General features: G+C 60.3%; 19 protein-coding genes. 15 read left to right on the forward strand and 4 right to left on the reverse strand.

The annotated features are described in order from the left end of the window. Positions 1-89: 89 nt before the first annotated feature. Both AC3CB8_RS11850 and AC3CB8_RS11855 read right to left on the reverse strand, forming a co-directional pair. The gene (locus AC3CB8_RS11850; protein ID WP_031240605.1) at positions 90-1,481 is read right to left on the reverse strand and encodes an HlyD family type I secretion periplasmic adaptor subunit; all 1,392 of its coding nucleotides are present in this window, start codon (positions 1,479-1,481) and stop codon (positions 90-92) included. Further along, a complete protein-coding gene (locus tag AC3CB8_RS11855) occupies positions 1,474-3,228 on the reverse strand; it encodes a type I secretion system permease/ATPase (RefSeq protein WP_352562820.1) in 1,755 nt (584 codons plus the stop codon). The genes AC3CB8_RS11850 and AC3CB8_RS11855 overlap by 8 nt, the downstream gene beginning before the upstream one ends. A gap of 405 nt (positions 3,229-3,633) precedes the next feature. Here AC3CB8_RS11855 and AC3CB8_RS11860 point away from each other — a divergent pair, with 405 nt between their 5' ends. The 7 genes from AC3CB8_RS11860 (at position 3,634) to AC3CB8_RS11890 (ending at position 15,171) form a co-directional block, all read left to right on the forward strand. Continuing rightward, complete coding sequence (locus tag AC3CB8_RS11860; RefSeq protein WP_352562821.1) at positions 3,634-5,343, forward strand: calcium-binding protein; 1,710 nt, start codon at positions 3,634-3,636, stop codon at positions 5,341-5,343. Between the two features lie 725 nt (positions 5,344-6,068). Then, a complete protein-coding gene (locus AC3CB8_RS11865; RefSeq protein ID WP_023782498.1) occupies positions 6,069-7,280 on the forward strand; it encodes a glycosyltransferase in 1,212 nt (403 codons plus the stop codon). Continuing rightward, positions 7,277-8,539 carry an O-antigen ligase family protein gene (locus AC3CB8_RS11870; protein ID WP_352562822.1) on the forward strand — a complete coding sequence of 421 codons (1,263 nt, stop codon included), beginning with the start codon at positions 7,277-7,279 and terminating at the stop codon, positions 8,537-8,539. The genes AC3CB8_RS11865 and AC3CB8_RS11870 overlap by 4 nt, the downstream gene beginning before the upstream one ends. Further along, positions 8,539-10,530 (forward strand): asparagine synthase (glutamine-hydrolyzing), encoded by a 1,992-nt coding sequence (gene asnB, locus AC3CB8_RS11875; protein WP_023794773.1) that lies wholly within the window; start codon positions 8,539-8,541, stop codon positions 10,528-10,530. Before AC3CB8_RS11870 ends, asnB begins: the two co-directional genes overlap by 1 nt. 136 nt (positions 10,531-10,666) lie before the next feature. Then, the gene (locus AC3CB8_RS11880) at positions 10,667-12,766 is read left to right on the forward strand and encodes a GumC family protein (protein ID WP_352615758.1); all 2,100 of its coding nucleotides are present in this window, start codon (positions 10,667-10,669) and stop codon (positions 12,764-12,766) included. Positions 12,767-12,800: 34 nt separating this feature from the next. Continuing rightward, entirely contained in the window at positions 12,801-14,108 is a 1,308-nt protein-coding gene (locus AC3CB8_RS11885) for a lipopolysaccharide biosynthesis protein (protein ID WP_023794771.1), read from the forward strand. Position 14,109: 1 nt separating this feature from the next. Continuing rightward, complete coding sequence (locus tag AC3CB8_RS11890) at positions 14,110-15,171, forward strand: glycosyltransferase family 2 protein (RefSeq protein ID WP_023771457.1); 1,062 nt, start codon at positions 14,110-14,112, stop codon at positions 15,169-15,171. A 153-nt stretch (positions 15,172-15,324) separates the two neighbouring features. Here AC3CB8_RS11890 and AC3CB8_RS11895 read toward each other — a convergent pair whose 3' ends face one another. After that, entirely contained in the window at positions 15,325-16,026 is a 702-nt protein-coding gene (locus AC3CB8_RS11895) for a helix-turn-helix transcriptional regulator (protein WP_352594989.1), read from the reverse strand. Between the two features lie 183 nt (positions 16,027-16,209). Here AC3CB8_RS11895 and AC3CB8_RS11900 point away from each other — a divergent pair, with 183 nt between their 5' ends. Then, the gene (locus AC3CB8_RS11900; protein WP_023771455.1) at positions 16,210-17,949 is read left to right on the forward strand and encodes a PAS domain S-box protein; all 1,740 of its coding nucleotides are present in this window, start codon (positions 16,210-16,212) and stop codon (positions 17,947-17,949) included. A 1-nt stretch (position 17,950) separates the two neighbouring features. Here AC3CB8_RS11900 and AC3CB8_RS11905 read toward each other — a convergent pair whose 3' ends face one another. Then, positions 17,951-18,622: a LuxR C-terminal-related transcriptional regulator gene (locus tag AC3CB8_RS11905; RefSeq protein WP_023771454.1), complete on the reverse strand. Its 672-nt coding sequence runs from the start codon at positions 18,620-18,622 to the stop codon at positions 17,951-17,953. A 420-nt stretch (positions 18,623-19,042) separates the two neighbouring features. Between AC3CB8_RS11905 and AC3CB8_RS11910 the strand changes: the two genes are divergently transcribed. The 7 genes from AC3CB8_RS11910 to AC3CB8_RS11940 all read left to right on the forward strand — a co-directional run bounded on the left by AC3CB8_RS11910 (position 19,043) and on the right by AC3CB8_RS11940 (position 25,933). Beyond that, entirely contained in the window at positions 19,043-19,765 is a 723-nt protein-coding gene (locus tag AC3CB8_RS11910; RefSeq protein WP_023771453.1) for a nucleotidyltransferase family protein, read from the forward strand. A gap of 33 nt (positions 19,766-19,798) precedes the next feature. Further along, the gene (locus tag AC3CB8_RS11915; protein WP_023782492.1) at positions 19,799-20,935 is read left to right on the forward strand and encodes a DegT/DnrJ/EryC1/StrS family aminotransferase; all 1,137 of its coding nucleotides are present in this window, start codon (positions 19,799-19,801) and stop codon (positions 20,933-20,935) included. Next, positions 20,932-21,606: a sugar transferase gene (locus AC3CB8_RS11920; protein WP_023771451.1), complete on the forward strand. Its 675-nt coding sequence runs from the start codon at positions 20,932-20,934 to the stop codon at positions 21,604-21,606. Before AC3CB8_RS11915 ends, AC3CB8_RS11920 begins: the two co-directional genes overlap by 4 nt. Before the next feature lie 64 nt (positions 21,607-21,670). Further along, a complete protein-coding gene (locus AC3CB8_RS11925; RefSeq protein WP_488377310.1) occupies positions 21,671-22,675 on the forward strand; it encodes an SDR family NAD(P)-dependent oxidoreductase in 1,005 nt (334 codons plus the stop codon). Beyond that, positions 22,672-23,934, forward strand: coding sequence for a hypothetical protein (locus tag AC3CB8_RS11930; RefSeq protein ID WP_023794769.1), 1,263 nt, complete (start codon positions 22,672-22,674; stop codon positions 23,932-23,934). Before AC3CB8_RS11925 ends, AC3CB8_RS11930 begins: the two co-directional genes overlap by 4 nt. Then, the gene (locus AC3CB8_RS11935) at positions 23,921-25,180 is read left to right on the forward strand and encodes a polysaccharide biosynthesis/export family protein (RefSeq protein ID WP_023782489.1); all 1,260 of its coding nucleotides are present in this window, start codon (positions 23,921-23,923) and stop codon (positions 25,178-25,180) included. The genes AC3CB8_RS11930 and AC3CB8_RS11935 overlap by 14 nt, the downstream gene beginning before the upstream one ends. A 60-nt stretch (positions 25,181-25,240) precedes the next feature. Next, entirely contained in the window at positions 25,241-25,933 is a 693-nt protein-coding gene (locus AC3CB8_RS11940) for a N5-glutamine methyltransferase family protein (RefSeq protein WP_023771447.1), read from the forward strand. Positions 25,934-25,985 lie beyond the last annotated feature (52 nt).

Below are 25,985 nucleotides of genomic sequence, written 5' to 3' on the forward strand. Positions count from 1 at the left end.
GCGCTGTGAAGCCGGCATCCTGCGGACGCATGATATGTCCAGCCCATGGCTCTCGGGCTGGACCGCCGGCATGCGAATTCCAGGCCTGCTTAGCGGAAAGCCCTGGAAATCTGGTCCGTGAGAGGTTTCAGCATGTACGACCAGACATTGCGTTCATCCGTGCGGATGTGGACTTCCGCGGGCATGCCCGGTCTGAGTTGCCTGGCTTCCTTCAAGCACTCCGACTGACTGTCGACCTTGATACGGGCCGAAAAGTACGAAAGCTGGCGTTGCGGATCTTTGATCAGGTCCGCCGAGATGTACTTGACGGAGCCGTTGCAAACAGGGGTAGTCCCAGCATCGAAAGCTGGAAACCGGATAGAAACGCTCTGTCCCGGGTTGACGTCGTCTATGCGGGAAGGAGGGATCAACGCGTCCACGACAAGGTTGTCGGCCTCGGGAATGATCGTCATCAGCAGTTCGCCCGGGGCGACCACGCCGCCGACAGTGTGAACGGAGGACTGCTGAACTGTGCCGGATTGCGGAGCGCGGATCTCGGTTTTGGTCAGTTCGTCTCGCGCTACGATCCTGCGTTCGTTGAGTTCGGTGCGCTTGGCTTCAGTCTCGCGCAGTTCACCGGTCACATCGCTTCGGCGTTGCTCGTCGAGCTGCAGGATCTGCAACTCGATCTCGCTGATCTTGGCCTGTGCCTCTGCTACCGCGGCTGCCAGTCGCCCCGACTCGCCCTTGGCTCGCGTCGCATCCAGCCTGACGTTGCTAATCCTCTCTTTGGACACCAGTTTCTTCGAATAGAGGGCATCGACATCCGTAAGGTCAGTGCTCAGCAGCGCCACTGATTCATCGGCTGCGACCTGCTGGGCCTTCAGGCCATCGATCTGACGCTCGAGTTGCTTTGTTTGGCTCGACAGGAGCGCCTTCTGCCCGGCCAATGCCGAGGCACGGGTTTCGAACAGCGCGCGCTCGCCGCTGACAAGGGCAGCCAGCTCCGGCTTTCGCATCCCGGCCTCAAGGCCGGCTGGAAGCTGCATTTCACGCAAACCGCCGCGTTCGGCCTCCAGTCGCGCAAGCCGCACCGTGGTGCGGTCAAGATCTTCGCTGATGATCTGCAGATTGGCCCGTGGAAGCGTGCCGTCCAACCGGACCAATATGTCACCGGCCCGAACGTGGTCGCCGTCTTGCGCAAAGATGCCCCCGATCGTGCCGCCGGTCTGGTGTTGGACCTTCTTGATGTTGCTTTCGACCACCACCGTGGCGGGCGCGATCACGGCGCCAGCTATCTTGGTCAAGCCAAGCCATGCTCCGCCGCCGACCACCAGCAGGCCGGTCACAACGAGCCCCAGCGTCATGCTTGGCCAAAGGGTCCCTGGCGCGGGGATGCTGCCTGGCGCCTTGGGCAAGTCGGTTTCGACAGGCTGGTCTCGAGTTCCGAACCGGGCAAGTGTCGGCATGAACGCAAGTACGCGGGGCAAGACGTCACGCATGTCCGGTCACTCCCGAGTGGATCGGCGCGATCGAAGATGGACGTTGCGCGGCAGGCGAGGGCGGCCGCCGCATGCCGGCAAGCACTTCCTCGCGCGAGCCGAAGGTGCGCAGCCTGCCATCCGCCAGGACCATGACCTGATCGATGTTGGTGAGGGCAGACGGCCTATGTGCAACAACGATCACGATACCCCCACGCTTCCGGACAGCCATGATGGCTCCGGCCAGGGCGGCGTCACCTTCAACGTCGAGATTTGAGTTTGGCTCGTCCAGCACGACCAGGAACGGGTTGCCGTAGAGCGCCCGGGCAAGGCCGATAAGCTGCCTCTGCCCTGCCGACAGCGCTCTTCCTCCCTCGCCGATGCGCGTCTGGAAGCCTGCCGGCAGATGCATGATCATCGAGTGGACGCCCGCGGCTTTCGCCGCGGCCAGCACGCCCTGGGGGTCGCTCTTGCCGCCAAATCTCGAAATATTGTCCGCCACCGTCCCGTCGAACAGTTCAACATCCTGCGGCAGATAGCCAATGTGGGCGCCGAGCCGTTGCGCGTCCCATTGGTCGAGAGAGGCCCCGTCCAGCCGTACCGTGCCGTGCAGAGGGCTCCAAACTCCCACCAGCGCGCGCACCAATGTGGTCTTTCCCGAGCCGCTTGGGCCGATAACCGCCATTCCCGCGCCGCTCGAAAGCTGGAAGCTTACATCGATGAGCGTCGGTCTTGGTATACCCGGAGGCGCTACCGCCAAATTATCGACCGCCAGGCGCGCCTCTGGCGGCGGCAACTTCATGGATTCGATCGGACTCTCGAACGCACGGAGCGCCGCTTTCAACTGGGAGTAGCTCTGCCGGGTGGAAAGGAAACCCCGCCAGTTCGCGATCGCCGCATCGACCGGAGCTAGCGCGCGACCCAGCAATATCGACGACGCGATGATCACGCCAGGAGATGCTTCGCCTCCGATGACGAGATACGCGCCGAGCCCTAGCACCGAAGATTGCAGCACCATCCTAAGCGCCTTCGACAGCGAGCTGATTCCGCCCACGATGTCGGAGAGCCGCTCCTGATAGGAGAGATAAGCATGAGTGACTTCCCCCCAGCGCCCCGCCAGCCGTTCTGAGAGGCCCATCGCGTGGACCACCTCGGCGTTCCGACGGCCGGAATCAGCAAGCGCGCGCTGTGTCAGGATTGCTTCAGACGCCAGCGCCGCAGGGCGGCGGCTGATGATCTCAGCCACGATGGTCAGCACGACGACGGCAACGGAACCGAGGGTCGCAAGCACGCCGAGCGACGGATGCAACATGTAGATAATGAGCAGATAAAACGGGATCCACGGCGCGTCGAAAAGAACGGTCGGCCCCGTTCCTGAAAGGAATCCGCGCAACTGATCGAGGTCCCGCAACGGAAGTACCCGGTCCGCATCTCGACCGGCCCTGAGCGGAAGAAGCAACGAAATCGCGAACGCTCTCTGCTGCAAACCGCAGTAGAATCGACTGGCGATTCGGACCAGCAGACGAAGCCGCACGAAATCGAGCAGACCGTAGGCCGCGTAGAGGCCTAGCATTCCGATGGTAAACCCGACCAAGGTCGGAACGCTTTGCGACGGCAGGACGCGATCATAGACCTGTAGCATGTAAACGGATCCGGTCAACGCAAGGATGTTTATCATTGCGGAAAAGAGTCCGATGCCAGCTATTCCAGGCAGACAGTCCAGTATTGCGGGGCGTAGCGGTGAGGCGCTTTGTGCTTCTTTATTCATAGCTTATTGCTATGACGCGACGTTGTCGCGTGTCTTGCTTTGTTCATCCGATGGGGTAACCTTCTCTGATTCCACCATATCACATGCGCCCCCCGACATGATGGCTAGCTAACATAGGGCGAACTTTATGCAAAATGAAGCGAAATCGTGGCCGGGAGTCGCGGTGGGGAGAGGGGTGCCTGTGAAAACAGTGGAGAACTGTGCAGGCGGCCGCCAGTGGAAAACGCACAAATCTTGCTGCAAGTCACTGACTTTACAGTGAATTGCATCTACCCGCCAATGTGGCCATCTCCACAGCGATCAACAACTTCGTTCAAAGATGTTGGTATGTGATTTTCATCTAACGTAGCTTTCGGTCTAACCCCCCATCCAGGGCGGGGTGTTGCCAAACAAGAAGGAAAACGCATGGCGACTCTCCATTATGCATCAGGCGGTTCAGCTGCCGAAGTTGCGGGCGCCGGATTTAACCTGGCGGACGTTCAGTATCTTTCCCAAGTCAATGAGCTGCCCAGCGGAATGAAGGGGCTTGTCTATCTAAGCGCTCATGACGGGGTGACCTCTTCGTTCATCGAAAAAGTCACGCCCTTCCTCAACAATTCAAAAGTGTTTGGATTTTTCCTGATGGACGAGCCGGACCCTACCGGCAGATGGGGCACCTACGCCAGTGCGGCAAATCTGAAGGCTGAATCCGACTGGATCCACTCCCATTTTCCGGGCGCCAAGACCTTCATCACCATGATGAATATGGGGTCGTCCACCAATCCCGACTTTTCCAACACCTATAACCCCGCCAACACCGGGATCGATTATTATGGACTGGACCCATACCCGGTTCGTACGGGGATAAGCAGCGTCGACTACAACATGATCGACAGAGCCGTGGCCGCGGCCGTGAAATCAGGCATTCCGGCTGACAAGATCGTTCCTGTATATCAGACATTTGGCGGCGGCGGTTGGCAGACGGACACCGGCGGCAAGCACGTCATGCCGACGTCGACTCAAATGCAAACGATGATCGATCACTGGGCAAAGCTGGTTCCGTCCCCAGCCTTCGACTATGCGTATGCCTGGGGTTCGCAGAATGGCGACACCGCCCTGGAGAACTCCCCTGAGTTGCAGGCCGTTTTTCGTCAGCACAACGTCGCCAGCCCTAGTCCTTCGACACCGCCTCCGAGTTCCGAGCCGACAACGCCTACGCCCACCACGCCCAGTGTCCCGGATCCCACGCAGTCGACCCATCACATCTTCCATGGCGGCCCTGGCGCGGATGTATTTCATTCGACCAGCGGGAACGACGTTTACTATGTCAACAATGCACATGATAAGGTGATGGAGGCATCAGGCGGCGGCTTCGACAAAGTGGTTGCCTCGGTCAGCTACGCATTGTCAGCTGGTTCGCATGCCGAGCAACTCTCGACCGACAAGACGGGCGGCACACATGCGATCAACTTGACGGGCAACGAGTTCGACCAGGCGATCAATGGCAATTACGGCGCCAACAAGATCGATGGTCGAGGCGGCGCCGATACAATGAAAGGCTATGGCGGCAACGACACCTATTTTGTCGATAACGTGCATGACAAGGTGGTGGAGCAGCTAGGCAACGGCAAGGACGCGGTGTTCGCTTCGGTGAGTTATGCTCTCTCGGCGGGCTCATCCGTCGAGAAACTTGCGACCACGCAGGCTTCGGGAACGGGGCAAATCAACCTGACTGGCAACGAGTTTGGCCAAACGATCCAAGGAAATGCCGGCGCCAACAAGATCAATGGCGGGGGTGGTTCCGATACGCTGACGGGCTTTGGCGGTAAGGACGTCTTCGTGTTCAACACCGCGCTTGGCTCTGGAAATGTCGACAAGATAACCGACTTCAAGGTTTCCCAGGACAAAATCCAACTTGATCACAGCGTATTCACCGGACTTCAGCAGGGCGCCCTTTCGGCCGCGAACTTCCACATCGGCAAAGGTGCGCATGATGGAAGCGACCACGTCATCTATAACAGTTCGACCGGGGCGCTCTCTTTCGACAGTGACGGAATCGGCGGCCATGCTCAGACGCAGTTTGCGACGGTTGCTCCGCATCTCTCCCTTGGCGCGAGCTCCTTTTTCGTGGTTTGACGCACGCAATTGTGGTTCCGGCAGGAGCTGAGCGCTCCTGCCGGTTCGGCTTCTCCGTCCGGCGTCTATTCAGCACAGGTCGCATCTGTTTTCCGCCGAGGTGAGCGCGCACGCCGCTTTTTGGCTGGATTTTGGCTGGAAACGGCCGCCGTCCGAGACATCGGCGGGAACATTCTGCCTTGATCGTGGTTTGGTGCCATCGCGCAGGGGATGGATGACGTGCCAAGCTACGAAGTCGAGGAGATTTTTGCCGGCCAAGTCGTGGTGACCCACAAGGTAGTCGCACCAACTCCGTTTCGAGCAGCCAAGCTCGCGACAAACCGGGAAATCACGCTTCGTGCTTCCGAGGTCCGCTGGATCCGGGTATTCGAGCAAGACGGCCGCCGCCGAGCCTATGAATATACGTTCTCGGATCGACCTCAACCCGCCCCAATGAGCAGTCTTGATAGTCCGATCACCCGTTCGCGATGAATGCGCATTCGCGCGGCTAATCCCATAGCGCACGGCGTCTCGATCCAAACAGTACAGCCCGCGGTCTGATCCTTGCGCCGTTAGCGCGCAAGCGCGATCCTAGTTGCGTCATTCGAACGGACGAGGACAACGGCCAGCCCTGCCCGTAGCCTGAATTGCTGGTGTAAATCGCAACGAAATCGGGCCATGGGAAACGATCCAAGTTCGAGCCGTTTATGGGAGCCGAAGGCCCGCTGGGTTTCGGGAGCGGCAGTATGAACCCGCACCTGGTTTGCATCGGCGGCGAGGATCACGCCCTGAGGATCTCGTTTCTGATGGAACTCCGCGAGCGGGGTTTTCGGGTCACCGCGGTCTCGACGGGCGATGAAGCTCTGTTTTTACGGCATGGCATTCCGCACCGCCGCTACGAGTTCAATCGCTTTGCCAATGGCAGCGGCAAAGCCGGGACCATCAGAACATTGCGAAGGTTGGTGCGGGAACTTCGCCCCGACATCGTTCAAAGCTTCGATACGAAACCCAATTTGCTGACCCCGCTGGCGGTGCGGGGAGAAGTCCCGGTCGTGCGCACGATCAACGGCTTGGGCTGGACCTTCTCATCGCTGGAGGCGCGAGCCTTGGCTATGCGGCCCGCCTTCTGCGGTCTGCAATGGATTGCTTCCTTCTGGACCGCTGCCACGGTCTTCCAAAACCGCGACGATCAAGCCTTTTTCGAGCGGTATCGGCTGATCCCACGCGGCAGCGGACGCCTAATTCAGGGGTCTGGCATCGACGTCAATGCATTCGCGGTGGCAAGACGTCTTGCCTCGCCACCAGCGACAATGCGGCGAGAATTCGGACTGGAATCGGCCGAGATCGTCATTTTTGTCGGCCGGCTCACCCGCCTTAAGGGCGTTCCGACCCTTCTTGAGGCGATTCCGCACATTCTCTCCAAAAGACCTCATGCGCGTTTCGTGCTCGTTGGCCCACGGGAATCGGAAGGACCATTCGCCGTCGCAAAATCCGAAATCCAACGATTTGCCTCTCATGTGACCGTGCTGGGCAAACGGCATGATGTCCCCAGTCTGCTTGGCATGGCTGATCTGTTCGCCTTCCCAACGCAATATCGCGAGGGCGTTCCGCGCGTCTTGCTGGAAGCCGGACTGGCTGGATTGCCGATAGTTGCATCGCGAATGCCCGGTTGCAGCGACGTCGTCGAAGATGGATGGAACGGTTATCTGGTCGCGCCGCGCGATGCTCGCGCGCTTGCGGACCGGATAGTCGACATACTGTCGGACCGCACCTTGGGAGCGGCCATGGGGCAGCGCTCCGCCTCGCTTATCAGGGAGCGTTTTGCCCTGCCGGGCATCGTCGACCAGTACTGCGATGTCTATAAGAGCAATCTCAGGGCCAAATCTCGCGGCTTGCTTGCTCCATCGCCTCTGGAGAGCGGCATTGCGAACCGCCGGTTGGACGGGGCGCGGCAATGATGCGCGACGCGTTGCTTGCCGGCGGTGTCATCCTGTCAGCCGCGTCGCAGCTCTCCGTCCCCGGCATGCCATTCGGCTATGGCGAACTGCTCCTGGCGCTTTGGATCATGCTGTCGGCCGGACGAATATTGGTCGGCGGACGCGTCGAAGCGACACCGGCCTTTGCGCAACTCGCGACTTTTTGGCTGCTCCTTTCTCTCGCATTGGGGATCGGCACGATCATCGGCTACTTGACCACCCTGCTCTACCCGACAGGGTTGCTGCACGACACATTGGCCTACGTGCTGTTGGCCAGCATCACTTGCCTGGCCAGTGTTGAGCCCGACGCGGGGCGTCGTCTTCGACGCAGTGGTTGGTGGGCAATCGCATTGGCCGACGCAATATTTGCTATCCAACTCGCCATCGCGTGGGGCTGGCTCCATCAGCCCGGCGTCGATCCCTGGTATTGGGACCGCTTCCGCGGCTGGTCTGAAAACCCGAACCAGCTCGCGCTCTATTGCGCGCTTCTTGGTCCGCTGGCGCTGCACCTTGCAACCACGACTCACAATCGATGGGGTCAGGTCCTTGCGCTCTCAAGCCTTGTGTTCATCTTTTTTGTCGGCCGCCTGACGAGGAGCGACGCTTATCTCTACACCACGATTGTAAGTGGCGTCGCCTTCCTCGGATTGCGGTTGAAGGCGTGGTTGGCATCCGATGGCAATCGAACCAGCCTGCCCAGGCAGATCGCACTTCTGCTGATGGTCGGCGCTGTCCCCCTGGTGATAGCGATGACCCCCTATCTTCTCAGCGAGGAAAGCTTTGCGGCCAATTTTGCCAAGAGCCTCACCAAGGACGGAGGCGGCGAGGCCACGGCTGAGACATTCGAACTTCGGGTTTATCTGTGGGATGAGGCGCTCCAGAAGGGGCTGCAATCGGCATCGCTCGGCCTCGGTCCTGGCCCTCACCTAGAGCGCCCGCCGACCGCCGACATGCAGTTTCTGGAGCGGCCATTCGAAGCGCACAATACAATTCTCGATCTCTATCTACAGGGCGGGCTGGTCGCGGTCATCGCCTTGCTGTGGATCGTTGGATCGGCGGCCATGTCCGCCTGGCGTGCCCGCTACGACGCGCTTTTGGTGCTCGTGGCGTCCGCGGCCGTGTTCAGCATACCGCACCTCATCATCCGTCATCCGATCGTGTGGTTTGCATTGACTTTCTGCCTCGTCGCGGGAACGCCAAGCGTTTTCCGGCGCGAGCTTGAGCCTTCAGAGGTGATGTGATGTGCGGGATAGCCGGGATACTTCTCGCGTCCAATGCTGCCGATCCCAATTCGCTCGATCAGATAGGGCAAATGATGATGGCGCTTCGTCACCGCGGTCCGGATGGCGAAGGACTCTGGACGGACCGCGAAGCAGGCATCGCCTTGGGCCACAGGCGGCTGGCCATCGTCGATCTGTCGGAAACGGGGCAACAGCCCATGCTGTCCACAAGCGGTCGGTATGCGATCACCTTCAACGGCGAGATATATAATTTCCGTGACCTGCGCCTCGAGCTCGAAGGCGCCGGGCACCATTTCCGCGGCACCAGCGACACCGAAGTCATGTTGTGTGCGATCGAGAGCTGGGGCCTCGAGGCCGCACTCCAGCGCTTTGCTGGCATGTTCGCATTCGCCTTGTGGGACCTGAAGACGAGGACCCTCCATCTCGCGCGGGATCGGTTGGGCAAGAAGCCCCTCTACATCGCTTCAGCCAGGCATGCGCTGGTCTTTGCTTCCGAACTGAAAGCAATCAGCCGCTTTTCAGGCTACTCCCCGGAGATTGACCTGGATGCCGCCACCGCAATGCTTTCCAAGGGGTGGGTCCCGGATCAGAGTTGCATCTGGCGAGGTGTCTTCAAGCTGCCACCCGGCTCGGTCCTGACCCTCACGGCCGCGACTGTGGCGGAGGGGCGCGGGTCCGCTTCCCTTTCGCAGGACGCAAGTCGCTGGTGGTCGCTGGCCGAAGTCGCCAAGAACGGGCGAGAACAACAGATCGCCGGCAGTGACGACGATCTGACCAATCAACTGGATGATCTGCTCCGGCTTGCCGTCCGCGAGCGCATGATCGCCGACGTTCCGTTGGGTGGTTTCCTGTCGGGAGGCGTCGACAGCTCTACCGTTGCAGCCTTGATGCAGGCTCAATCTCCAAATCCCGTGCGCACTTTCACCATCGCCTTCGCGGAGAGCGGCTTTGACGAGGCCCCTTACGCCGCCGAGGTAGCGCGTCATCTGGGCACCGACCACACGGAGCTACACCTTTCGCCCGCCGCCGCGCGTGACGCGATCCCCGAACTGCCAAAGGTGTGGGACGAGCCATTTGCCGACGAATCGCAGATACCAACTCTGCTGGTGGCGCGGCTGGCCCGCCAGCACGTGACCGTGGCACTGTCGGGGGACGGCGGAGACGAGTGCTTTGCAGGCTATGGCCGCCACTTCATGGCGGACCGGCTGAAACGGTACCAAGGACTACCCGCAACCGCACGGAGGTCCCTGGCGGCCGGCGCAGGGATGCTGTCCAGGGCGGCTCGTCACGATTTCATTGGCAACCTGCCACTTCCGTCGCATGTGCGGCATGCGTTGCGCAGCGATCGGCTCACTCGCTTCGCCTGGCTTCTCGCCGCCAAGGATGAAGACGAACTGCACTGGCGGCTGACGGGATCATCGGCCGAAAACCTCACCCGACACGGAACTCCTGCATCCATAGTCTCCGCACCGCGGCTCGACGGGCTGCTGTCTCGCCTTTTGTACGACGACATGTCCGGCTACCTCGCTGGTGACATTCTCGTCAAACTGGATCGAGCCAGCATGGCCAACAGCCTCGAGGCGCGTTGTCCCCTGTTGGACCACCGCGTCGTCGAATTTGCTTGGCGCCTTCGGGCTGACATGAAGGTTCGCAACGGCGGAGGCAAGTGGATCCTTCGAAATGTGCTGCGTCGTTATCTTCCGCAACGGCTGATCGACCGGCCGAAGCAGGGCTTCGACGTGCCGATCGCGGCTTGGCTGCGGGGCCCGTTGCGCAGCTGGGCCACCGATATTCTGTCCGATGTTCGCAACCAGCGCGAAGGCTTGCTGGACAGCACAAGGGTGGACGCCTGCTGGCGCGATCACGTTGCAGGACAGGACCGCTCCCGTGAACTGTGGTCGGTGCTGATGTTTCAGGCCTGGTGCAACGAGGCCAAGCGGCAGGCGTCGGCGTCGAACTCATCCCGTGAACTCGATCTGGCAGGAGTATGAAATGGCGGGTTCCGCAATCAGCCGAATTGAAGTGCCACGAGCCACCCCGGTGGCTGCCCCGGTTCCTGAAAGCAGGGCCCGCGTACGGCCTCCCAGAAGCGCCCCGAATTCAGCAACCCCGTCTCGCCAACTGCTGGTGACATTGGCGAGCAGCAAATGGATCATTCTGCTCTTCGCGGTTGTCGGCGGCATCTTGGCGGCGTTGGCGGGAATAACCCGCCCTATCATGTACGAAGCCAGCAGTCAGCTGATCATAGACGCTCCTGCCAGGGCGGCCCTTCCCGCCAGCCCGGGCTCGGCGCAGGACATGATCGATTCAAGCATTGACGATCACATCACGATGCTGTCGTCGGAGAGCCACCTTCGTCGGGTCGCTGCAGCGCTGCGTCAACCGAGCCCGGCCAGCGCGACCGCACAAACGCAAGCCGGGAAGGGAAGCTCCAGCCATGGGCCTGCGCTCGCCGATCCGCCGACATTGCACTCCTTCGCTGGCGATTTGCTGAAGCGGCTTTGGCCCCGGGATGTTGTATCAACGAATGCGCCGCAAGCGGCAGAGGCCGCCGAAGTGAAAGCGCTGCGCAAAGGGGTAAGGGTTGGACAAGAGCTCCGGTCCCGGGTCATTTCCGTTGGCTTCTCAGACGACGACCCGGCGCGCGCGGCGCTGGTGGCCAATACATTCACCAAGTCCTATGTCGACGACCTCGCGCAGAAAAGTCAGGCGTCGGACATGCAGGAGCTCGACGCCGTCGTCGCCAGTTTGCCCAAACTGCAGAATGAACTGGTGGATGCATCCAATCGGCTCGAGGAGTATCGGCTGAGCCATGGCGCGGTCGATCAAGGCTCGGCTGACAAGGTGGCCGGGGAGAGGGCGGATCTCAGCCAGCAGATATCGATGTCCAAAGCGGATCTGGCGGCGCTGGAGTCCCGGCTCCAGCGTATCCAGGAGCTTCGAAAGCAGGGCGCGGCGGCCGCGACCCTGGCCGAGGCCGCCGGCACGCAGGAGTTGGCCGACCTTTCGGCTCGCGTGGCCGGGGCGCCAGCGGACAAGGATCTGGCCAATGCCTTTTCCGTCGCGGTCGAAAAGGCAATCGCTGATATCGTCGCTGAAGCGGATATCTATCGTGCCCAGGTCGAGGCTCTGGGAAATCGAATGCGTGTGCTCGATGCGGTCGCGGCCGACACGGCCAGCCGGCTCGCAGGTTTGCGGGCACTCGAGCCTCAAGTCAGCCTCCTGACACAACGCTACAACGAACTTCTCGGCCGCCAGCAGGACCTGAAGCGGCGCATCGGAGCTCCGTCCGCCGGAGTCTCGGTTCTTTCCGTTGCATGGCCGCCGACGATTCCGCAGACATTGCCACCGGTTTTTTTGGTTCCACCGGGAATGATTGCGTTTGGCCTCCTTGGCGCCGTTTTGGTCCTCATGCGAAATCGCTTCGATCGCACCTTGCGCGGTGAAACGGAGGCGGAAGCCGTGCTCAGGATACCGTGCGTGGGACTTGTGCCCGAACCGGGCAGGATGCACGCCAAACAGCTGCGCGACCTGGTTCTGGGCCAGCCCAGGTCGGCCTACAGCCGTGCGGTGACGTCGCTGCTGGTCGCGGCCGCGCCAAATCAGGCAAGAGGTCGTGGTCCGCACACGATCCTGCTCACGCCAAGCGTCCGGGCTGACGGAGCGACCGAGCTTGCATGGGGCTTGGCCTTGGCGGCCACCCGTCTGGGCAATCGTGTTCTTCTGGTCGACCTCCAGCGGGCGGGCTCCCAACTTACGGCCGAGTTTCTGCGCCAGTTCAACGGACCCAAGGCTCGTCATTCCTTCGCGGATTACGTCAGCAGTCGTTGTGCCTTGGATGACGCGGTCGCCAGCATTCCCGAAATTGGTATCGATTTGACGACCATGGCACCTGCGGAAGATCTTCTGGCTCTCTTGGCGCGTGTCGACACCGCCAAGTGCAGGGAAGATCTGCACTCGGCGTACAACCTCGTCATCATAAATGGGCCATCGGGGCTGGCTGGGCCAGAAGCCATGTTCCTCAAGAGCTGGGCGGACGCGGTTCTCGTTACGGTTCGCTGGGCAAGAACCTCGCGGCATGTCGCGCGCGGGGTGGTGGAGCAGCTCCTGAGCGACGGAACGCTGTCGGTGCCGGTGGCGAGCGTCCTCACCCGTGTGAACCTCACCCGGTACGGCAGGTATCGGTTTGGCGACAGTGCCGATCTTTTGCGCGAGAGGATCTCATGAATTCGACCGGCATCCGCCGTGAGCAAGGCTCGCCATGATCCGACTTCCTCAAAGCCCGATCGGCAAGGTCCTTCGAGCGGCCGGTGGTGTGTCGGCCATGGCGATTGCCGGTCAGCTCATTCTTGTCGCGACCATTCCGGTGTTGGCCAGGCTCTATTCTCCTGCCGATTTCGGCTTGTTCACGATCTATCTTTCGACCGTGAACATACTGGGAGCGGTCGCGGCACTGCGCTTTGAGGCCTCGCTGTATGGCGTCAAGAGCAATGCGCAGGCATACGTCACGGTTAAGCTCATTCTTTTGGCCGTGTCGGCAACCGGCGTTATTGCCTTGACGGCGGGGATGGTGTTGTCGAGCACCGTTCCGGTCCGAGCTGTTGACCTTGTGTGGCTGGTTCCGATCGGCATGGCAGGCGCAGGTCTTGTGGAGACCATGAATTGCTGGAGTCTGCGTGCCGGCCTGCTACGCGACTTCGCGCTCGGCCGCTTGATCTTGCCTGCGACGATGGCGTTGTTGCAGCTGATGTTCGGCATTGTCCATCTCGGAGGAGAGGCGATGGTGCACGCTCACATTCTTAGCCAGTTCATCTTCATTGGGTTCCTTGGCGTTAGGATTTTCAGTTGGGAGGACGTGTGCGGTGTCGCCCGCGCGCCGTGGCAAACGGTCTTTGAAAAGGCTAGGCGCGAATACAAATTTCCACTGTTCGATATCCCGGCAACCGTCGCAAGTTTCGCCATCAACAACCTTCCGGCGATACTCGTCGGCTCGATGTTCGGGACCGCCTATGCGGGCTATCTGGGCGTCGCGTCGCGGCTCGTCACCGGCCCCGTCACGCTCATAGCGACGCCGCTCAGCAATGTCTTTGTCGCCGAAGCCAATAAGGGCGGCGGCCGCGGGCACCTGCTCGGCCTCGCACGAGGCCTGCTGATCCTTGCCGGCGGGCTCACTTCGCTGCCCATTCTGGCTCTTGGCCTCGCCGCACCGCAGCTCGTCGTGCCCCTCCTGGGACGGCCATGGCTGCCCGCCGCCGAAATCATGACGGCGCTGGCGTTCATGGGCGCGGTGCAAGCTTTGTCGACGCCGCTTCAGGATGTGCCGGCTCTGCTACGACGGCAGGAGGTGCGCCTGGTTGTCGATGCCGTAAGGACGGTGCTCGTGTTTGGTCCGCTTCTAGCCGGCGCCAGGGCTGGCTGGGAACCTCTCACGGTCATCTATCTCATGGCTGCCGGCGGCGCCGGGGGCTTCTTCATCAAGACAGCAGCCTCTCTCTATCTGTTGAAGCGAAGTGTTCAACCGGACGAGTCGTCGCCTCGCGGCCGGTGCATCGCCTTGGAGGAAAGATAACATGACGCAGATCGACAGTCGCGACGCGCTTCCTTCCGCAGCCTTGTCAATAGGGGTCGGACCTTCGCAAGATGAGGGGTCGGCGGAGTTGGTGACACTCCGGCCGTTCATTTCAGTGGCCATCCCGACCTTTCGCAGGCCAGATACCATTCGAAGGACAATCGACAGTATCCTCCAGCAGGATTTTGCGAATTGGGAACTGGTGGTTAGCGACGACGAGGGGCAAGGAGGGCTGTCCTGGAGGATCGTCGACGAATATGCGCGTGCCGACGGTCGCATCCGGATTGTCGAGAACGGCAGGGGGCGAGGCCAAGTCGAGAATACCAACAATGCCATGCTGGCTTGCACCGGCACCTGGATCAAGTTGCTGCATGACGACGACTGGCTCGCGCCCAGCGCGCTCAAGCGATTTGCCGAGGTCTCCAAGGAGCATCCCTCGGCCGCATTCATGACCTGTGCAGCCAATATCGTGGAAGACGGCAGGATCATGCTCCGCTCGACGCCATCGGAGCAAAACCGCGTTTCAGTCTATTCGAGCCAGCAATGCCTCAGGGATCTTTACCTTGTCCGGACGACGAGGAGCCTCGGCATCATTCCCTCGACACTGTTGATCAACAGCAAGGTTCTTCAGGCTGGATGCCGAATGCGTGCACACAAATCGATCCCCGCCGGCGTTGACCAACTGTTCTTCGTGGACTTGGCCGGTCACGGAGACATGGTTGCGATCAATGAGGGTCTGATTTTTTACGACGCGACGAACCATCCGAGCATCACCACATCGAAGAGCTACACGGAAGTGGACGAAGTTACGCTTGCCGTTAAGCAGCTTAATTGGCAGCTGCTCGAAAACAGAAGGAATCTTCCTGACCCCGAGAGCCTCTTGCGAGCATTGCGGGTTGCACGCGTACCCGCCAGATTTCATCACCAGTCCTTGCCCGTGACTATCCGCGACACGCTGCAAATTCTTCGCCCATCAGTGATGAAGATCGCAAGCCAGTACCTCGTGGAATACCTGTTCAGGATCCGCCCGGTACTAGGGCCTTGGTATACCCGAAGACAGTGATGGAGCTGGCCTGTTGGGCACCGTTCGCGCATCCTTCAAGGCCGCGCACGGGACGCGGCACGCGCCGAACCGATTTATGGAATACGGATTCACGGCAGCCGCCCCTGCGGTGGCCGCAAGGCTGGACACGATCATCCCCGAATGTTCAGGGAACTAGGGCAACACCGAGACGCGTGCGAGAAGCGTGACCAATTCTGCCTGACGCCTGGTTTCAGTTTTGGCGAACAGTGATGCGAGCTGGGTTCGGATGGTCGTCCGGCTGAGCGCACAGCTTTCAGCGATTTCCAACGGGGTGTAGCCCTTTGCCAACCGCACAGCGAGATGTGTCTCGGCTCCGGTCAAACCGAACATTCGCTGCAGGGTTTGAGGGTTGGGCGCCGATTTCGTCTCGCGGTCCAACAGGGCGACGACGATCGTGTTGTCGGCTGCGAAGAGGCCGCGCTCGTTGATGACAACGGGACGATCTCCGCTGCTGCGGACCACAATCCATGCAAACGATCCGGGATTGAGGTGGCACGGCACGTTCGCGATCAGGCTTCTGAGCGCTCCCGAAAGGCCGTCCGCGTTGTTCACCTGACTGCCGTACCCGCTGAGAATGACGCGCGCGGTGGCGTTCCACTTCAGGACTTTCTTGGTTTCGCTCAGCACGAGACATCCGTAGCCAAGGCGATCAAGCATACCCGGGAAAGAATGCAGCGGCGGCTGGTCACCCTCGGTGCCGGCAGCAGGCCTTTCAACTTGCCGGTCCGGGCTTTGGGCATGGCGCAAGGGAGACGGCCTGCTGCCAGGCCCCATGGCTGCCATCGCACGTTGCGCTTGGAAAACAGTACTTGTCGGCCGTTCGACCAGGTTCATTGTCGTCACCACTTTCCGGTTTGCTGCCTGATAGGCGCCAGCGCATGGGCTAAGTGTTGGAACTTTCTTCTGATGATTCTGATAGACTGACATTTTGGCGCGCGAAAGCGAGCAGCAGCACTAGGTCCGATAACCAAAGGCTCTAAGCCGCATTGGCTAAGCCAAAAGTTGTAGGTAATCAGGATGAGATTGCGGATAGGCGGTCCCGTACTGTCGGACAGGCTACGACAACATCTGGTTTCGTCGGCCGTCCTGCTGGCTACCCTTTCGCTCGAGATGAAGTCGTTGCTGACAGGTGGCGGCAGTGCGGCCTTTCTGGAATGTGTCCCGGCGATTGTCATCATCGCCTTCCTGGAGGACCGCTGGCCTGCGATGGCTGCCACGTTTGCCATGGTGGCTGTCGGCTTGGCAGTTCGCCTTGGGGCGAACGGTCAGTTGGTCGGGGATGATCTTTCCGGGGCCATTCTCCTCGCCCTGTCCGGCGGGATGATCGCCTTTCTTTTCCACCGTTCAAGGCAGGAGTTGAGGGGCGCGCTCGATGTCGCCGAGAACAGGCTTGCTGCCATCGAGACGACCGAAGCGCGATATCGCAGGGCTTTCGAGCGGGCCGCCTTGGGGTTTGCGACCGCAAATGACCGTGGTGAGCTGCTGCAGGTCAACATGTGTATGTGCAGTATGTCCGGCTACGCACAGGAAGAGCTCGTCGGCCAGCATATCGAAACACTCGTTCATCCTGACGAACGCGATCTGTTCGCCAGGCTTGGACGTGGTCTAAGCGCCGAGGCGCCGTCGTTTGGCTTGGAAATGCGTTTGAGAAAGAAGGATGGCACTGTTTTCTGGGCTCGCGTGACCCTCTCCTGGTCCGGTCCGGAGAAACAACTGCCGATGGGCATATTTGTCGTCTTCGAGGATATCACTGAACGCAGGGCTGCAAGCGAAGCCCTCTTGGGCCAAAAGGAATGGCTGGACCTTGCGCTGCTCGCCGGAAGGCTTGGCACATGGCGCGTGGACTACAAGGAGAGAATTGTCTCCGGTTCAGATCAATTTTGGGAAATTCTTGGTTTGCCGCCAGCCGCTTCCCGTCCCCTGGACGAGCTGTCGGCGATCGTTCATACGGCGGACTGGCCAAAACTCGGGGTCCCTTCAGAATCGATCGCGGCAACCGCCAACTACGACGCCGAGGTTCGGGTTCGGCGGTCGGACGGACAGTTCCGCTGGATTGCCTTGCGCGGCCGTGAGGATATCCGCGATCGCTATCATCAGCGGTTCGGGATCGCGGCTGACCTTACCGAGCGGCGGCAGACGACACTGTTGCGGGTCGCGGTGAGAAGACAGGAGCGGCTTATACTTGAACAGCGGCACCGGCTCAGTAACTTGTTTGCCGTGATCACGGCTGTCGTGAAAATGATCCCTGCTTCAGACCAGGATATTTCCAAGTACAGAGGAGACCTTTTAGAGCGAATTCGGGCGCTCGAATCCACGCACCTGCTGTTGATCAACAATGCAGAGTTATCATCTTCGATCCGCGATATTGTCGCACATGCGCTTCGCCCCTACGCCGAGGCACACAGAGCAACGATCACAGGGCCCCACGTCAGAATCGTCGGGGGCGCCGCGGAAAGTTTCGCGATGATCGTCCACGAACTCACGACAAATTCGGTCAAGCACGGGGTGCTCGGGAACTCCCGAGGCCAGGTGGAGGTAAGGTGGGGCGTTGCACCCGAGAGCTCGGACGGCGACATCGTGTTCGACTGGATCGAACGAGGCGGCCGAGATGCCAAGCCTGTTCTGCGGAAAGGTTTTGGGTCGATCGTCCTTGGCGCTGATGGAACGCCCTTGGTCGGTCATTCTTCCAAACTGGAAATGTCGGCTGGCGGATTGCGATACCAGCTACGCCTATCCCAGAGCGAGATTCAGCCTTAACTCAGATCGTTCCAAGCCAAGTCCTCATCAAAACGGCGACCTCGGTGCGGTTTCGGACTCCCAGTTCGCGCAAGATAGCGGCGGCATGGATCTTCGTTGTGGCCTCGGCGATGTCGAGATCGCGGGCGATCTCCTTGTTCGAGTAACCTTCGGCCATAAGCTTGAGCACCTCCTTTTGCCTTGACGTGAGCCTTCCCAGTGAACCTGGGTTGGCCAAGGCCTGGTGTGAAGCCTCCACGGGAGGTCGGTGCGTCTGAGGCGCGGCTGCGCCAGAGCTTCGCGACAGGAGGGCTGGTACATAGATGCGACCTGACAAGATTTCTTTGACGGCCAGCACCACCTCCTCATCCGGCTGCGATTTTACGATGTAGCCGTGGAGGCCAACCGAAAGGGCCAACAAAATTTCCGATCGTGAATCGTTTCCTGACACAATCGCAAACCTGCTTTTGGGATAGGCGGCGAGAACATCGCCGAGCACTTCCTGGCTGAGCAGCCCGGGCATGTTCAGGTCCAGGATCGCAAGATCAATTGTTTCATGTTCGGCCAGGAGCCCAACCACGGCATCAAAACAGGTCGCCTCGATTATTTCGGCGCCAGGGATTCCGGCCGTCAGCGCCATACGCAAGCCACGTCGATAAAGGCCATGATCATCGGCTATGACGATCTTGTACATAAACATCCCCACGCACTAACAACCCGCACTACCTGGCCGAGTCTTGCAGGAGCGCCAGTATGTCCAGAAAGGTGGACTCTGACGTCCTACAACCCCGTCCTGCTGATTACCGTAGGCTAATATAGCTCGGTCTTAGGAAAATGTTTACCTTCAATCGCAATTCAAGTGGGACCTTGGTCTGTTGTGCGTCTCGACCACTCCCGTCAGATCCGCCGGAAATGTTTCGTCCCTACGGTTCAGGGATCAGAGAAATTCGCCCGTGCCATTCAAACGCACGACGACAATATCCCGGTTGGCTCCCTAATCTCTCGCAGGTTCGGACAACTGAAACCCTGCTGGCATGAGGCGGTTCGCCTCTTGGCTCCGGATGCGGTTTCAGCCGTCAAGGCCAACTCTGGCCATGTGCGTAGGGAGGATCGAATGAAAGCGGTAATTCAATGCGGTGGCATGGGAACGCGCCTTCGGCCATTTACATCGGTTTTGCCCAAGCCGCTGATGCCAATTGGCGCGCGGCCGGTCCTCGAGTTGCTGTTGAAATGGCTGCGGCGTAGCGGAATCGAAGACGTCTACGTCACCACCGGCTATCTCGGGCACCTGATCCGGAGCGTGTGCGGCGACGGCTCGCAGTGGAATCTGAGGATCCGCTACACGCAGGAAATGGAACCGCTCGGAACGATCGGGCCGCTTTCCTTGATCAGAGACGAATTGAATGAGCCCTTTATCGTCCTGAACGGCGATGTGCTGACCGACCTGAGCATCAGCCGGTTTACCGCGGCGCACCGCCTGCACAAGGACTCCGTCACGATAGCGACTTCGCTGCGGCTTACCAAGATGGATTTCGGCGTCATCGACGAGGTTGACAACACCGTCCAGGTCTTCCGCGAGAAGCCTGCACTGTCGCACTTGGTAAGCATGGGCATCTACTGCATGAACCCGGACGTCCTCGACTTCATCCCATCCGGTATACCGTTTGGGTTCGATGACCTCATGCTGCAGATGCTTCAGGCTGGACGCGTCGTGCATGTCTACAAACACGAAGGTCTTTGGCTCGACATCGGACGCGTCGAGGACTTCCAGAACGCGCAGACAGTTTCTTGGGAAGAGCGGTCGGCGTCCATCGAAGTCGCCGCCGCGGCAGCGTAACGGCCAGGCGCGAGGATCATCGAGGAGGTGACGATGCTCTTGGTAAGTTCCCCGGTCCTGGGAGTGCCAGAAAAAGCGGCTTTGGCGAAAGTGATCGACAGCTGTTGGCTGACGATGGGTGAACGGGTCCGGGCCTTCGAAGAGGCGTTTGCCTTGATGCACGAGGCAGAGGACTGCGTAGCGGTTAGTTCCTGCACCGCGGCCCTTCATCTTATCCTTCACGGATTGGGGATCGGTCCGGGGGACGAGGTCCTGGTTCCTTCGCTGACCTTCGTGGCTACCGCGAACGCAGTGCTCTATGTCGGCGCCACTCCTGTCTTTGTCGACATAGAGTCGGCAGACGTCCCTCTGATGTCGCTCAAAGAAGCAGAAGCACGTTGCAGCCCTCGCACCAGGGCCGTGATCCTGGTCCATTTCGCCGGCTATCTCGCCGACAAGGAGGCCTGGCAAGCATTCGCCAGCGCACGCGGGCTCTCGATCATCGAGGATGCGGCACATGCTCCCGGCCTAAAAGCGGTTGGCACCTTTGGAGCGGGCGCCGCCTTCAGCTTCTATGGCAACAAGAACATGACGACGGCGGAGGGTGGGGCCGTAATTGCCCGGGATCCCCAACTGCTGGACAGGATTCGCCAGGCTCGCGCGCACGGCATGACCACCGGAACACGCCAGCGACTAAACAGCCGCACCGCCCATTACGATGTGACCATGCTCGGCTTCAACTACCGAATGGACGAAATGCGGGCCGCGATCGGTTTGGTTCAGCTCCAGAACCTACAGGAGTGGAATGAGATACGGCGCATTCTTGTCGTGTTGTACCGGCGCCTCATCGCGTTGCGTTGTCCGGCAATCACAATACCGTTCGAAGAACCGCGAGCCTCGGCTTACCACATCATGCCGATCCTCTTGCCGCGCTACGTCAACAGGCAGCATGTCGTCGATGAACTGCGGGCGCAGGACATACAAACCACGGTCCATTACCCGCCCGTTCATCAGATGACCCTCTACCGTGAGCTTTACCCGGGTACCCATCTGCCGCGCACCGAGGATTTCGCGGAACGAGAGTTGACCATTCCGCTGCATCCTCAGATTACCGCGCCCGCGGTTGAAGCCGTGGTGGACGTGCTGGCGACCGCGCTCAACAGCGGCATCCACGCGGGAACCGCCGCATGAACGCGTTTGATCTATCCATCCACCCGCCCGTCGTGTCAGGCGTGAGCCATGGTTTTGGCAGACGCGCGATGGATGTAGTGGCCGCATCCTTGGCCGCGATGGTTTTCGCGCCGCTGATGTTGCTGATCGCATTTGGGCTATTTCTCGAGGGCGGACGCCCCGTGCTTTTCCGGCAGCCTCGCCTCGGTGCAGGGGGCCGCATGTTTCATATCTATAAATTCCGCAAATTCGAGGTTCTGTGTGATCCTCAGGGCCCTGCGTTGACCAGCATAGGCGACCGTCGGCTGACGAAGATCGGGCGCATTTTGGCCAGCACCAAACTGGATGAGTTGCCGCAACTCTGGAATGTGCTCAGAGGCGACATGGCCATCGTCGGGCCACGACCGGAAAGCCTCGCCTTTGCTGACTGCTTCCATGGCGGCTTCGAGGCGGTCCTAAGATATAAACCCGGCTTGGTCGGCCCGACGCAAGTTCTTTTCCGTCACGAAGCCTCTCTCTACCCTGCCTCAGGAGACCTGTCGTCCTTCTACAGGGAAGCGCTGTTTCCGATCAAAGCCAAGTTCGATCTTTCCTATTATCCCCGACGAACCATCGCTTCGGATGTTGTGTGGATGATCCTCGGCTTTCTGGCGGTAATCGGCTGGATGCCTGTCGGGCTGCTCAGGCGTTGAAGGCTGTTTCTGTTTGCGCGCTCGGCAACCGGAGCGCTTCAGGTGAAAGAAGGAACACCTGGTTATGAGTTACAATGGCAAGAGAGTTCTGGTCACTGGCGCGGATGGATTCATAGGATCGCATCTGACCGAGGCACTCGTCCGCAACGGTGCCGAGGTGACCGCATTGGCCCTCTATAATTCGTTCGACAGCCATGGGTGGCTGGATGATCTGCCAGACGACATCCGGGGTCATTTGAAACTCGTTCGAGGCGATGTACGCGACGGTGCATTCCTGAACCGCATCGTGCGCGGCCAAGCCGTCGTGTTTCATCTCGCTGCGCTTATCGCGATCCCGTACTCATACGCGGCCGCCCAGTCCTATGTGGAAACCAATATCATGGGGACGCTGAATGTCCTTGAAGCGGCCCGCCAGTGGGAGACGGAACGGATCATTCACACTTCGACAAGTGAGGTTTACGGCACGGCGCTCAGCATGCCGATCAGCGAGTCCCATCCTCTTCAGGGGCAATCGCCATATTCGGCGTCCAAGATCGGCGCCGACATGATGGCGCAGTCCTATGCCAAATCCTTCGACCTGCCCGTCGTGATCCTCCGGCCGTTCAATACATTCGGGCCGCGGCAAAGCGAACGAGCCATAATACCGACAATCATCCGGCAGGCGCTCGATCCAAAATGTGTTTCGATCATGGTGGGAGATACCAGCCCGGTCCGCGACCTGACCTTCGTCGAGGACACAGCGGCTGCCTTCCTGAGGGCGGGTTCAGCCACACTCGAATTCGGCCATGCCTACAATGCTGGAAGCCAGCGTGCCGTGACCATATCGGACGTGCTCGATCTCGTGCTCGAGCTGAGCGACTGTAAGAAGCCCGTCCACCGCGACGAGAGTCGATTGCGGCCGCAAAACTCCGAGGTTCGCGCTCTGCTGGCCGATTTATCACGGCTCGAACGTGAAACCGGATGGACTGCGCAAACGAGTTTGCGCCACGGCTTGGCCAGAACCATCGATTGGTGGCGGGCGCGCCTCGGCGAAGGTCGGGTACGCCGCGAAATGAGCTACATGACATGAGGTTTTACCCGTTTCCATTGGCGCTGCTCCTGATCGCCTTTGCTGTCCTGCTGCGGGCGGCCGACAGCCAAGGAAACAGCATGTCCACGACGTTCGTCGCCCCAATGCCGATGGATCTCCCAGATTATCTGCGTCCCGCGACAGACCCGGCATTCGGCACGAATTTCATGCGTATCACCAAACCAGGCGCACTTGGGGGAGGTGTCGTGTGTGGGACGAAATATTGCAGCCATCGCTATTCGAGCGCTCAAGCCTGGAATGCGGACCAGAGCCTGCTCGTGCTGGCCAATGGCTGCAACGGGCTGTGCTTCCTCGACGGCAAGACATATGCTCCGCTATTCCACCGCGACAAAGGCGGTGAATGCGAATGGCATCCTCGAGACGCAGACGTGATGATCTGCGTGGAGGATCGAAAGATCTCGATATGGGCGCCAAGGACAGACCACGAAGACGTTGTCTTCGTCACGGCTCAATACCACGATCTGCAATTCGGGCCGTCGAAGGGCAATCCAAGCCGTGACGGCAAACGTATAGCCGTCCGCGCTGTCCGCGACGATGGAAAAGCGGTGGTGTTCGCCTTCGATCTCGCGGATCGATTCAAATTCCCGGACATCGATCTCGCTCAGGTTCCTGGAACCACCAGCTCCTGCACTATCTCCCCGCTCGGCACGAACATCCTTTGCTTTCAAAACCTAGCAGATGGCACGGAGCAGAGGGCCATTCTTAGTGTCGATGGCACCTTGCGACAGAGGTGGACGGACCATCACCGCCCCGGCCACGGAGACCTTACGCTCGATGACGACGGCAGCGAGGTCTATGTTGGCATCAGCAAATCCAGCCCCGACAAGTATCACGTAATCAAGCGAAGACTGTCCGATGGGAAGGTGACCTCCCTGACCGGATACGGCGAAGCAGAGCATGCATCGTCGCGTGCTCTGAAGCGGCCCGGCTGGGTCTTCCTGACCTATGGCGGCAACCCTGAGGAGATATCGGCCAACCCAGGCTGGGCACCATATGCACGGGAAGTCATCGCCTTGCGCATCGACGGCAGCGGCGAAGTTCGGCGCATCGTGCAGACACGCAACGCGCCCTCCGACTACTGGAGCGAAACGCACGCGTCACCTTCGCCGGACGGCACACAGGTGATCTGGTCCAGCAATTGGGGCGTGGCCGGTGGACCGGTTTACGACTTCGTCACCCGCGTCGACTGGCCCGAAAACCAGAATAAGAAGGAGATTGTCGCGAATGGTCAACCTTAGCCGATTCTTCCTTGCGACACTTGCGATGCTTTGCGCCCTGCCGATGGCTGCGGCAGCCGATGCGACGATCTATCGAATTTCGCCCGGAGACACCATCGAGATCGCAATCACCTCGCTTCCCGAGCGGACGCAACGTGCGGTGGTGCAGATGGACGGCACCATCGTTCTCGCCGAGGCGGGCACGGTGCCTGTCGCCGGCCTGACACCGTCCGAACTTCAGACGCGCTTGCAGGCGATCCTGCCGACCAAGATCTACCACATACGCATGCCGGACGGCCGTGAGCAGGTGGCGGTCGTCAGACCCGGCGACGTGACGGCGATCGTCGCTGAATACCGTCCAATCTACGTGACTGGCGAAGTGCTCGCTCCTGGGCAGCAAGCCTTTCGTCCGCTCATGACGGTTCGGCAGGCGATAGCCGTCGCCGGCGGCTTCAGCCTCTTGCGCGCACGGGCGAACCAGGCTGGGCCGGACCCAACGGACTTGCAGCGCGATTATGAGACGATCTGGGGAGAATACATCAAGGACTATTTCCACAGTGCGCGCATACGTGCCGAACTTCAAAAACAGCCCGATTTCGACATGAAGGCCCCCCAGGGCTTTCCGCTCTCTTCTTCCCTTGCAACCGAAATTGCGCAGGCGGAGGCAGAAGGGCTGAAGCTCTCGCTGGACAATTTCGAGCAGGAGCAGAGCTTTCTGGAGAAGGGCGCCAAGGATGCAGCGACCCAGGTCCAGGCGTTGCTCCAGCGCGAGCAGGACGAAGCCGATGGAGTCAAGGCCGATGAAGAGGATTTGGCGCAGGTGACCAAGCTCTTCAAGGCTGGCAACCTGACCAACAACCGGCTCGCCGATGTCCGGCGCGCGGTGCTTCTGTCCTCGAGCCGTGCGCTTGAAACATCGGTCGAACTCATGAGGGCTCGGCGCCAGCAGGATGATCTTGCAAGGCAGATCGAGCGCAATGACAACCAGAGGCGTGCCGGTTTGTTGAACGAGTTGCGGGATACACACGCGCGCCTGGCCGACATCACTGCAAGGCTGCACGCGGTCAGCCAGAAATTGCAGCCGCAGGGAGCATCCGCGTTGCCGCAGCCGATCGGCGGCGAAACCGTGCGGGCCCAGGTGACGATCATCCGCTCCGTCGATGCGCAATGGCGCAAGCAGCCGGCCGACCTGGATACCGCGGTGGCGCCGGGTGATACGATCGAGGTCAAGTTTAGCAGCGCGCTCGAAAGCGCGGCGGTGCAATAAACAATCCCTGCCGGCGCCGCCGGCAGCGGCAATATCTTCGATGTCGTTGCGAGAACGGTCGTGAGCGAAGAGATCAGCGTCGCCGGCGCTTACAACAAAGGCAGCATTATCTTCATGGGAATGGAGATCCTGGTTGCGCCCGGTGCGCTGGTGCCGCGGCCGGAAACAGAGCTGCTCGGCTCCATTGCAGTAGATGTTCTGCGCGCAATGGACCTGCCGGCGCCGCGTGTGGTCGATATGTGCTGCGGCGCCGGCAACCTGGCCTGCGCGATCGCTAGCCATATCCCATCCGCGCGAGTTTGGGCCTGCGACCTTACCGACGGCTGTATCGACGCGGCGCGGCGAAATGTCGTTCATCATGGCCTGACCGACCGGATTTCAGTGCATCAGGGTGATTTGTTCGAAGGGGTGTCCAGACTGGAGCTCGACGGCACGCTTCATGCCATCGTCTGCAATCCGCCCTACATTTCGGAGAAGCGCCTCGAGGGTGACCGCCGCCATCTGGTTGTGCTCGAGCCGCGAGAGGCATTCGCGGCCGGTCCCTATGGGCTCAGCATTCATATGCGGGTCGTCAAGGACGCGCTGCGCTACCTCCGACCAGGCGGCGTCCTGCTGTTCGAGGTGGGGCTTGGTCAGGACCGCCAAGTCATAAGTCTTCTGGAGCGCAGCAAGGGCTACGCGCAGATACGCACTTTCGCCAACCATGCCGGTGAAGTGCGGGTGGTCCTGGCAGAGGCCAGGCGGCAGGCATGATTGCATTCGGCCGTTACCGGGCCGACCTTCCAGATCATTGCTTGTTGCGCCA

The sequence above is a fragment of the Mesorhizobium sp. P160927 genome (assembly GCF_057766385.1).

Excerpts from the sequence above, each read along its gene's own strand:
- AC3CB8_RS11850 (WP_031240605.1), bottom strand. The coding sequence starts at position 1,481 with ATGCGTGACGTCTTGCCCCGCGTACTTGCGTTCATGCCGACACTTGCC.
- AC3CB8_RS11855 (WP_352562820.1), bottom strand. The coding sequence starts at position 3,228 with ATGAATAAAGAAGCACAAAGCGCCTCACCGCTACGCCCCGCAATACTG.
- AC3CB8_RS11860 (WP_352562821.1), top strand. The coding sequence starts at position 3,634 with ATGGCGACTCTCCATTATGCATCAGGCGGTTCAGCTGCCGAAGTTGCG.
- AC3CB8_RS11865 (WP_023782498.1), top strand. The coding sequence starts at position 6,069 with ATGAACCCGCACCTGGTTTGCATCGGCGGCGAGGATCACGCCCTGAGG.
- AC3CB8_RS11870 (WP_352562822.1), top strand. The coding sequence starts at position 7,277 with ATGATGCGCGACGCGTTGCTTGCCGGCGGTGTCATCCTGTCAGCCGCG.
- asnB (WP_023794773.1), top strand. The coding sequence starts at position 8,539 with ATGTGCGGGATAGCCGGGATACTTCTCGCGTCCAATGCTGCCGATCCC.
- AC3CB8_RS11885 (WP_023794771.1), top strand. The coding sequence starts at position 12,801 with ATGATCCGACTTCCTCAAAGCCCGATCGGCAAGGTCCTTCGAGCGGCC.
- AC3CB8_RS11890 (WP_023771457.1), top strand. The coding sequence starts at position 14,110 with ATGACGCAGATCGACAGTCGCGACGCGCTTCCTTCCGCAGCCTTGTCA.
- AC3CB8_RS11895 (WP_352594989.1), bottom strand. The coding sequence starts at position 16,026 with ATGAACCTGGTCGAACGGCCGACAAGTACTGTTTTCCAAGCGCAACGT.
- AC3CB8_RS11900 (WP_023771455.1), top strand. The coding sequence starts at position 16,210 with ATGAGATTGCGGATAGGCGGTCCCGTACTGTCGGACAGGCTACGACAA.
- AC3CB8_RS11905 (WP_023771454.1), bottom strand. The coding sequence starts at position 18,622 with ATGTACAAGATCGTCATAGCCGATGATCATGGCCTTTATCGACGTGGC.
- AC3CB8_RS11910 (WP_023771453.1), top strand. The coding sequence starts at position 19,043 with ATGAAAGCGGTAATTCAATGCGGTGGCATGGGAACGCGCCTTCGGCCA.
- AC3CB8_RS11915 (WP_023782492.1), top strand. The coding sequence starts at position 19,799 with ATGCTCTTGGTAAGTTCCCCGGTCCTGGGAGTGCCAGAAAAAGCGGCT.
- AC3CB8_RS11920 (WP_023771451.1), top strand. The coding sequence starts at position 20,932 with ATGAACGCGTTTGATCTATCCATCCACCCGCCCGTCGTGTCAGGCGTG.
- AC3CB8_RS11925 (WP_488377310.1), top strand. The coding sequence starts at position 21,671 with ATGAGTTACAATGGCAAGAGAGTTCTGGTCACTGGCGCGGATGGATTC.
- AC3CB8_RS11930 (WP_023794769.1), top strand. The coding sequence starts at position 22,672 with ATGAGGTTTTACCCGTTTCCATTGGCGCTGCTCCTGATCGCCTTTGCT.
- AC3CB8_RS11935 (WP_023782489.1), top strand. The coding sequence starts at position 23,921 with ATGGTCAACCTTAGCCGATTCTTCCTTGCGACACTTGCGATGCTTTGC.